Below are 9063 nucleotides of genomic sequence, written 5' to 3'. Positions count from 1 at the left end.
GCGGGTGGGCTCGCAACACATTGCGGGGAATCGGCGACTCGCTGTATACGCCGTTTTGCGGCCCCGACGGCGATGACATCGACTGGGAGGCGTATCGGGAGCTGGTGCGTTACTGCGTCAGCGATCTCGGACATCCGCTGTTGTGGTGCACCAGCGGTCTCGCGGAATTCTGGTCGCTGACCCTCGACGAGCGCAAGCGTCTGCTGGAGGTGGCGATCGAGGAGGGCAGGGCGGTCAACCCCGACGTTGTGGTGCAGGCCTGCACCGCGGCCATGTCGGCCAAGGACTGTTTGGATCTGACGCTGCACGCTCAGCAGGCCGGTGCCGACATCGTCTACATCCAGACACCGATGATGGAGGTGCACGGCGGCGAGGGTGTGCTGAGATTCTTCAAGTACATCGGTGAGCGCACCGACATCGCGCTGGGCATGTTCAACTCGCCATCCTCGGGTTATGTGTTGAGCCCGGACGATAGTGCGCGGATCTACGACGAGGTTCCCGCTGTCTGCGCAACGAAGGAGGGCGCGTTCCGGCCGGCTGCCAGCCGGCTGCTGCACGAACTGGCGCCGGGTCTGGTGATCTGGGAATGCGACAAAACGGTGTACCGGGCTGGATGGCTGCGCGATGGTATCGTCTGCCCGGCGCAGCTGGGCACCGTGGGCTATCTGTTCGAAACCCCGCAGCAGCCAATATTTTCCGAGTACTGGGACTTGATCTGCAACGACAAGCTCGTCGAGGCGATGGACTACGGCAGGGCGTCCGGTCTCGACCGGTTCGACATCGACCTCGGGCCGTGGTTCACCTGTTATCCGGGGCGGCCGGACTACTTCACCCATTGGGGCGGTGCATTCAAGTACGCCGCCTCGCTGCTCGGCCTGCCGGTCGGGGCGTATCCGCATTCCCGGCCGCCGCAAGCCGAGTTGCCGCCGGAGGGTAAGGCCCAGATCGAAAACGCCTATCGGCGCTTCGGGTTGGTCGATGTCTAGCTGACCGCTTCGGGCGGCTATCGGCGGAGTTCACCGGCCTGCCAGGCGATTGCGGAATGCTCTACCGATAGGTATACAGTATCGGTACAAACTCCGCGTCGGGCTTAGAGAGGACGGGCGATGAGCGCCGCCGACGACGTCGTCACCGACGTCGCCCATGCCGATGACGCGGTGCTCTATGAGACCACCCAGAGCGGTGTCGCGGTCCTGACATTGAACCGTCCGGACCGACTCAACACCTGGGGCGGCGACATCGCCACGGCCTTCTACGCCGGCCTGGACCGCGCCGACTCGGACCCGGCCATCCGGGTGATCGTGTTGACCGGCCGCGGCAAGGCGTTCTGCGCCGGCGCCAATCTGGGCTCGATGGCCACGGTGGGCGACTCGCTGGGCAACAGCGAGCAGCGCGATCTGACGGAGTTGGTCGGCGACCGGCAACCGTATTACCTGACCACACTGAGCAAGCCGGTGATCGCGGCCATCAACGGCTCCTGCGTCGGCATCGGCCTCACCCAGGCGTTGATGTGCGACGTGCGCTTCGCCGCCGCCGGCGCCAAGTTCGCGGCGGTGTTTGCCCGGCGTGGGTTGATCGCCGAGTACGGCATCTCGTGGATACTGCCCCGCCTGACCGGCTGGGGCGTCGCACTCGACCTGCTGCTGAGCGGCCGGACCTTCCTGGCTGACGAGGCTGCCGAGCTGGGGCTGATCAAGGAGGTCGTCGTACCCGAGCAGTTGATGAAGCACGCCATGAACTACGCCGAGGAGATCGCGCGCAATTGTTCGCCGGCATCGATGGCCGTGATCAAACGACAGGCTTACGGTGATGCCATGCGCGACGTTGCGGACGCCAGTTCGCGGGCCGAGACCCTGTTGCAGGAGTCGCTGCTGCGTCCCGATGTCATCGAAGGGATCACGAGCTTCTTCGAGAAGCGATCGCCCAATTTTCCGGGGCTGAAAGGATCATCATGGCGAACTTGAGCTACCGGGCTATCGATGTCGACAACCACTACTACGAGCCGCTGGACGCCTTCACCCGGCACCTGGACAAGAAGTTCAAACGCCGTGGGGTGCAGATGGTCAGTGCGGGCAAGCACACGCTGGCGATCATCGGAGACCGCGTCAATCGGTTCATTCCCAACCCCACCTTCGACCCGATCATCGTGCCGGGCTGCCTGGATTTGTTGTTCCGCGGCGAGATTCCCGACGGTGTGGACCCGGCCTCGTTGATGAAGGTGGAGCGACTCGATGAGCACCCGGAGTACCAGAACCGTGACTCGCGTATCACGGTGATGGACACCCAGGGCATCGAGACGGTGTTCATGCTGCCGACGTTCGCGTGCGGTGTCGAGGAGGCGCTCAAGCACGACATCGACGCGACGATGGCGTCGCTGCATGCGTTTAACCTGTGGCTCGATGAGGATTGGGGCTTCGACCGGCCTGATCACCGCATTATCGCGGCGCCGATCATCTCGCTGGCCGACCCGGACAAGGCCCTCGACGAGGTCGAGTTCGTGTTGGCACGTGGCGCCAAGCTGGTATTGGTGCGGCCTGCACCGGTACCCGGTGCGGTCAAGCCGCGGTCATTGGGCGATCCCGTCCATGATCCGGTGTGGGCCAGGTTGGCGGAGGCAGGGGTGCCGGTGGGCTTCCATCTCAGCGACAGCGGCTACCTGCAGGTGGCCGCGATGTGGGGTGGCAAGTCGACGTTCGAGGCATTTGGCGGCTCAAATCCGTTGGACCAGATACTCGTCGACGACCGCGCCATTCACGACTCGATGGCTTCGATGATCGTGCACGGCGTGTTCACCCGCCATCCGCAGCTGAAGGCGGTCAGCATCGAAAACGGTTCATACTTCGTGCACCGGCTGGTCAAGCGCCTGAAGAAGACGGCCAACAACCACCCGCGGCTGTTTCCGGAGGATCCGGTGGAGCAGTTGCGCAAACATGTGTGGATCGCGCCCTACTACGAGGATGATTTGCCGGCGTTGGCCGAGGTCATCGGTATGGACAAGATCCTGTTCGGATCGGACTGGCCGCACGGCGAGGGTCTGGAGAACCCGGTGTCGTTCACCAGAGAACTCGCCGGATTCGGCGACGACGATATTCGAAAAGTAATGCGCGACAACGCGTTGGGTTTGCTCGGTGTCACTGTGGGGTCGGCGGCGTAGCCGTGGCCGAATGGCCCATCGGGCCGGTTTTCGACGCCATCGCCGAGATTATCCCCGACCGCCTGATGACGGTGTGCGGCGACCGCCGCAGTACGTTTGGCGAATCGGCAGATCGCACCCGCCGGCTGGCGAACTTCCTCGCCGGCAGCGGTTTCGGTGTCCACCGGGAACGGGAAAGCCTGCAGAACTGGGAATGCGGGCAGGACCGGGTTGCGCTCGTCATGCATAACGACCTCTATGCCGACATGGTGGTCGGCTGCCTGAAGGCCCGCACCGTTCCGGTGAACGTCAACTACAACTACGCGCCGGATGAAGTCCAGGAACTGTTCGCCTACATCCGGCCCCGCGCTGTCATCTACCACAAGTCACTCGGTGCGAAGTTTGCCGACGTACTTGCGCCCGGCTGCGCTGAGCTGTTGATTTCGGTCGACGATGGATCCACGGCTCCCGAACTGCCCGGTGCGGTATCGCTGGATGACGCGCTAGCACAAGGGAACACCGAGCATAGCGTGACGTCGTCACCCGATGATCTGCTCATGATCTGCACCGGCGGCACCACCGGGCGACCCAAGGGCGTGCTGTGGCGACAGTCCGATATCTACGTGTCGTCGATGGCGGGAGCCGACCATGCCTGCGTCCGGGAGATCCACGACAAGGTGCGCGGTGCGGCCGGCGCGCCGTGGTTCGCGGTCTCATCGCTGATGCACGCTGCCGGCATGTGGACGGCGTTCGCGGCGATCATGGCCGGCACCCCTGTGGTGTTGTACGACACCGGCAAGAAGCTCGATCCGCGCTCGGTGTGGAAGACGGCTGAGCGCGAGAAGGTCGGCATGATGACGATGGTGGGGGACGCGTATGCGGCGCCGCTGGTCGACGAGTTACGCCGTGGCGACTACGACTTGGCGTCGCTATCCGCGATCGGTACCGGCGGCGCGGCAACGAATCCGAAATACCAACGGGCGCTCCTGGAGTTGCTGCCGCAGATCAGCCTGATCAACGGGTACGGCTCTTCGGAAACCGGGAACATGGGCTTCGGGCACAGCCGGCACGACTCGCGAACCGATACCTTCACACTGCGCGAGGGTGGACTGGTGCTTTCTGAGGACTACAGCCGTCTTGTTTCCCCCGGCGAGCACGAGGTGGGTTGGGCAGCCAGGGAAGGACGAATCCCACTCGGATACTTCGACGATCCCGACGCCACCCGCAAAATCTTTCCCGAGGTTGACGGTAGGCGGGTGGTGATATCGGGTGACCGCGCCGCTCTGGAGGACGACGGAACATTGCGGTTGTTCGGTCGCGACTCGCTGGTGGTCAACACCGGCGGTGAAAAGGTATTCGTCGAGGAGGTCGAGGAAGTACTTCGTGCACATCCGGCGATCGCGGACGCGTTGGTGGTGGGGCGTCCGAGCGAACGCTGGGGGGAAGAAATCGTCGCGCTCGTCGAACTACGAGACGGATCCGACGCCGCCCATGAGCCGCTGCACGCGCATTGCAGGTCGCGCCTGGCCGGGTTCAAGGTGCCGAAGGAATTCATCTTCGTCGAGCACGTTCATCGCCTGGGCAACGGCAAGGCCGATTACCGCTGGGCGAAAAGCCAAGCTACAGAAGAGGCGTCGATGCCCACATGAAAGCGATTGATTGCCTCGTCAACGTGCACTTCGGTGAGACGGAGAAACAACCCACGTGGATGCTCAAGGTGCGCGACGACTACTTCAACGGCCCCGAGTCGATGTTCGCACCGATCGACCTGTCGGAGTTGCTCGACGAAATGGACACCCACGGCGTGCGCAAGGCCATCTTGATGGACAATCTCGCCAAGCCGTCGGTGACCGCGCGCAAATTCGCCGAGGCGAAGCCGGATCGGTTCGCGCTGGCGATGGGCGGTGTCAATCTGCTGCGGCCGATGCCGTCGCTGCGCGAACTAAGTGCCGTCATCAACGATCTGCCCGTCGCGTATGCGGCTGTGGGACCGAGCTTCTGGGGTGATGGCCAATACCCACCCAGCGATGCTGTCTACTACCCGCTCTACACTAAGTGCGCCGAACTCGAGCTACCGCTGTGCATCAACACCGGCATCCCCGGACCGCCGATCCCTGGGGAGGTGCAGCATCCTATGCATCTGGACCGGGTCTGCGTGCGATTCCCCGAACTCAAGCTGTGCATGATCCATGGTGCCGACCCGTGGTGGGATATCGCGATCCGGCTGCTGATCAAGTACCGCAACCTGCGGCTGATGACGTCGGCATGGTCGCCGAAGCGGCTACCGGAAAGCCTGCTGCATTACATGCGGACCCGGGGGCAGAACAAAATCATCTTCGCATCGGACTGGCCGGTTCTGCGGATGCGCCGGGTTGTGCCCGAAGCGGTTGCCCTGGACCTGCCTGCCGACGTGCTCGACAACTATCTCTATAACAACGCGCAGGAGTTTTTCTTCGACGACGGGCAGGAGCAGGAGCACTGATGATGGACCGCTTCGAGTTGCGCAGGCTGGACTACACCCTGACCGAGGATCACGTGGCGCTGCAGACCGCCTACCGGGATTTCTTCAAGACACATTGTTCGATCGAAACCGTCCGTGCCGCCGAACCGTCCGGCTTCGACAAGAACCTTTGGGAGCGGCTGTGCGTGACGGGCGCGACGACAATGGCGGTGTCGGAATCCGCCGGCGGCGACGGCGCCACGTTGCTCGACCTAACGCTGGTGGCCGAGGAAATCGGCCGCTCGCTTGCGCCGGTGCCGTGGATCGACCATGTCTGCGCTGCCCGGCTGCTGGACCGGCTGGGGGCGTTAGACACCGATGTCGTCAGCGGCAAGCAGGTCGCCGCGTTGGATCCGCAACTTGAGGGCGTGGCAGGCACCAGGCTGATCCCGACCGGGTCGATCGCCGACCAGGTCATCGTCCGCAACGATGATCAAATCCTGCGACTCACCTTCGCTACCCGGCCGGCGAAGATCGACAATATCGGTCGGCTTCCGATGGCGTGGGTCGATCCAGCCACCGCCGATGCCAGCGCGGTCTTGGCCGATGGAGCCGATGCTGTGGCGAGTTACCGTCGGGCGCTTGACGAGTGGCGGCTATTGACCGCTGCGGCGTTGGTGGGCATGGTCGAGGAGACGATGAACATCTCCGCCGAATTCGCCAAGACCCGCTACACGCTTGGCGTGCCGATCTCGACACTGCAGGGCATCTCGCATCCGCTGGCGAACATGGCGATCACCGTCGAGGGCGGTCGCAACCTGACCCGCCGCGCCGCATGGTTCCTCGACAACGAACCCGATGAGCGGCCCGAGTTGGCGCCGTCGGCGTTCGTGTTCATGGCCGAGGAGGCCGCCAAAGCGGCGACGATGGCGGTGCACATCCAGGGCGGTCTGGGCGTTTCGGCCGAGGCCGCCGCCACGGCTTACCTGGTGCGTGCCAGGGGATGGCCGCTGGCCGGCGGCGACCCCGGCGCCAGCGCACGACAGATCGCCGGCATCGTTGCGGCCCGCGAAGCCTAGGAGCGAGGCGATGGATTTCTCCCGAGTCGAACTGTCCGACGAAGACACCGCGTTCCTGGACGAGGCGCGCACCTTTCTGACCACTCACGTCACCGAAGACGTCAAACGCCGCGACCGCGAGACCGGTGACAACTTCGACGAAGGTGTGCATCTTGCGCTTGGCGAGGCGGGTTATCTGGCCGCGGAATGGAAATCGCAATCCGACGGCGGCTTCAGCCGGTTGCGGCGGCGGATCTGGGAGCTGGAGAAGCGCCGCGCGCACGTGCCGTGGGTGACCTGGGGGACTACCGCGATGGTGGCGCGCTCGGTGGTCAAGTTCGGGTCGAAGGAGCTTCGGGACGAGGTGTTGCCGGGGGTTTTCAGCGGGCACGTGCGACTGTGTCTGGGCTACACCGAACCCGAAGGCGGCTCCGACGTCGCCACCTGCAAGACCCGCGCGGTGCGTGAGGCGGATGGATCTAGCTGGGTCATTAATGGCTCCAAGATGTTCACCACCGGAGCGCACAACTGCCAGTACGTGTTTTTGATCACCAACACCGACCCGGATGCGCCGAAACACCAAAGCCTGACGATGTTTCTGGTGCCGCTGAACTCGCCGGGCATCGAAATCCAGGGCATCCGCACCGTCGACGGCGACCGCACCAACATCGTCTACTACAGCGACGTCCGCGTCGGCGACAAATACCGGCTCGGGGACGTCAACGCGGGTTGGGCGGTGCTGCGCGAGCCGCTGAACGTCGAGCACGGCGCGGTCGCGGTTGCCACCGATGGGTTGCAGGATATGTCGATCATGATGCATCAGGCCGGATTCATGGCCGAGGCCGTTGACAAGGCGGCGGCGCGGGTGGCGCAACCGGATCCCGACGGTCGTCGTCTGTTGGATGACCAGTCGGTCGCCTATCGGCTGGGCCGCAGCGCCGCCCGGATGGAGGCGGCGCTGTCCGCCCCGGGTATCTTCGGTCGGGTCGCGATCGCACAGACGATGCGCGACATCTCACCGGATCTGATGGACATCCAAGGAGCCGCGTCCGTCTTGCCGTTCGGCGCCGACGGGTCGACCGATGACGGTGCGGCTGAATACGTCTACCGGTTCGCGCCGCTGGTGGGCATCTACGGCGGCACGCTCGAGGTCTTCCGTAACATGATCGCTCAGTATGTGCTGGGCCTCGGCAAGCCCGCTTACGCGCCGCCGGTTACGAAAACTGGTTCGCGAGTGTGAAACTGGGGTGACGCTCATCGGCGTGTCGTCGCCACAGTTTCACGCTCGACGACGTTCAAGCTATAGCTCCTGATTCTTTGAGTTCGGCGATGCGGTCCCAATCCATGCCGAGTTCCATCAACACGATCTCGGTGTGCTCCGCGGCCTGCGGAGCCCGGGTCGTGACGAGCGGCTCGTGGTTGAACTCGACCGGCCCGCGGACGACCTTGAACGGCGGCCCGCCGTCGCCGGCCTCGACTTCGACGATCATGTCGTTGGCGATAGCCTGCTCGTCGTCGGCGAGGTCGACCAGGCTCTGGCACGGCGCCCACTGACCCCTCATCGTCTTCAAGTGTTGCCGCCAGTAGTCAAACGGCTTGGACAGGAACGCGTCTACGATCAGTTCACCGGCCGCATCGGCGTTCTGCATCAGCGGGAGCACATCGGCGAAGCGGGCATCATCGGCGGCCTCGGGGAGGCTGAGATGCTCGAAGGTGTCCCGGATATAACCGGTCGGACTGACAATGCACAGGTTGATGGTGCCGCCGTCGGAGGTTTGGTAATTGCCCAGGAACGGATTCACCGGCGAGGCGCCCGATTGCGGCATGGACGCGCGCAGGGTCTCGCCGGTGTCCATGCCCTGCGTCACGCTGGCTCCCGCGGACCACCAGGCGGTGCTCAGCAAGGACACATCGACCTCGAGCGCTTCGCCCGTCCGTTCCCGATGCAGCAGCGCGGCCGAGATGCCGCCGGCGATGTTCATGCCGCCAATCGAGTCGCCGAACGCGGGAATCCCCTGCGCCAACGGCGCACCGAGCTCGGGCGGTGTCAATGCATGGCCGATACCGCTACGGGTCCAGAATGCGGTCCCGTCATAGCCGCCGACGCCACGTTCCGGCCCCTTGTCGCCGTACGCAGTGCCGCGCGCATAGACGATGTCCGGGTTCACCGCCCGGATGTGCTCGACGTCGAAGTTGTTCTTCTGCCGCACGGCGGGCAGGTAGTTGGTCAAAAACACGTCGGAGGTAACGGCGAGTTCGCGAAGCACCTCCTGGCCACCCGGAGTGGCCAGGTCGATTCCGACGCTGCGCTTGCCCCGGTTGGGATGTTCGATCAGCGGATGCCGGTCCGGGTTGAGCTGGATGCCGCCCATGTTGAGGAAGCCGCGCTGCGTGTCACCGCGCACCGGGTGCTCGACCTTGATGACGTCGGC

8 protein-coding genes are annotated in these 9063 nt (G+C 64.3%); 7 read left to right on the top strand and 1 reads right to left on the bottom strand.

From position 1 onward, the window contains the following. From ACRDTL_RS03660 to ACRDTL_RS03630, 7 genes are all read left to right on the top strand, one after another. On the top strand, positions 1-986 hold a 986-nt coding region (locus ACRDTL_RS03660; protein ID WP_431505356.1), incomplete at its 5' end, for a dihydrodipicolinate synthase family protein. Between the two features lie 120 nt (positions 987-1106). Further along, entirely contained in the window at positions 1107-1964 is an 858-nt protein-coding gene (locus ACRDTL_RS03655) for an enoyl-CoA hydratase (protein ID WP_431505355.1), read from the top strand. Continuing rightward, on the top strand, positions 1952-3154 hold the full coding sequence (locus tag ACRDTL_RS03650) for an amidohydrolase family protein (protein WP_431505354.1): 1203 nt from the start codon (positions 1952-1954) through the stop codon (positions 3152-3154). The genes ACRDTL_RS03655 and ACRDTL_RS03650 overlap by 13 nt, the downstream gene beginning before the upstream one ends. A 2-nt stretch (positions 3155-3156) precedes the next feature. Continuing rightward, positions 3157-4782 carry an acyl-CoA synthetase gene (locus ACRDTL_RS03645; protein ID WP_431505353.1) on the top strand — a complete coding sequence of 542 codons (1626 nt, stop codon included), beginning with the start codon at positions 3157-3159 and terminating at the stop codon, positions 4780-4782. After that, positions 4779-5615 carry an amidohydrolase family protein gene (locus ACRDTL_RS03640; RefSeq protein ID WP_431505352.1) on the top strand — a complete coding sequence of 279 codons (837 nt, stop codon included), beginning with the start codon at positions 4779-4781 and terminating at the stop codon, positions 5613-5615. Before ACRDTL_RS03645 ends, ACRDTL_RS03640 begins: the two co-directional genes overlap by 4 nt. Positions 5616-5617: 2 nt before the next feature. After that, entirely contained in the window at positions 5618-6652 is a 1035-nt protein-coding gene (locus ACRDTL_RS03635; protein ID WP_431505357.1) for an acyl-CoA dehydrogenase family protein, read from the top strand. Positions 6653-6662: 10 nt separating this feature from the next. Next, a complete protein-coding gene (locus tag ACRDTL_RS03630) occupies positions 6663-7871 on the top strand; it encodes an acyl-CoA dehydrogenase family protein (RefSeq protein ID WP_431505351.1) in 1209 nt (402 codons plus the stop codon). 55 nt (positions 7872-7926) lie between these two features. Here ACRDTL_RS03630 and ACRDTL_RS03625 read toward each other — a convergent pair. Then, positions 7927-9063 (bottom strand): CaiB/BaiF CoA transferase family protein (locus tag ACRDTL_RS03625; RefSeq protein ID WP_431505350.1); only part of this gene is annotated, 1137 nt, incomplete at its 5' end.

The sequence above is a fragment of the Mycobacterium sp. genome (assembly GCF_050700595.1).
GTDB lineage: Bacteria > Actinomycetota > Actinomycetes > Mycobacteriales > Mycobacteriaceae > Mycobacterium.
Note: the sequence above shows the minus strand (reverse complement) of the source record. Positions and strands in the feature narration are given on the sequence as shown.

What these genes read in the sequence shown, in the direction of transcription:
- ACRDTL_RS03655 (WP_431505355.1), top strand. Translation starts at nt 1,107, where the DNA reads ATGAGCGCCGCCGACGACGTCGTCACCGACGTCGCCCATGCCGATGAC.
- ACRDTL_RS03650 (WP_431505354.1), top strand. Translation starts at nt 1,952, where the DNA reads ATGGCGAACTTGAGCTACCGGGCTATCGATGTCGACAACCACTACTAC.
- ACRDTL_RS03640 (WP_431505352.1), top strand. Translation starts at nt 4,779, where the DNA reads ATGAAAGCGATTGATTGCCTCGTCAACGTGCACTTCGGTGAGACGGAG.
- ACRDTL_RS03635 (WP_431505357.1), top strand. Translation starts at nt 5,618, where the DNA reads ATGGACCGCTTCGAGTTGCGCAGGCTGGACTACACCCTGACCGAGGAT.
- ACRDTL_RS03630 (WP_431505351.1), top strand. Translation starts at nt 6,663, where the DNA reads ATGGATTTCTCCCGAGTCGAACTGTCCGACGAAGACACCGCGTTCCTG.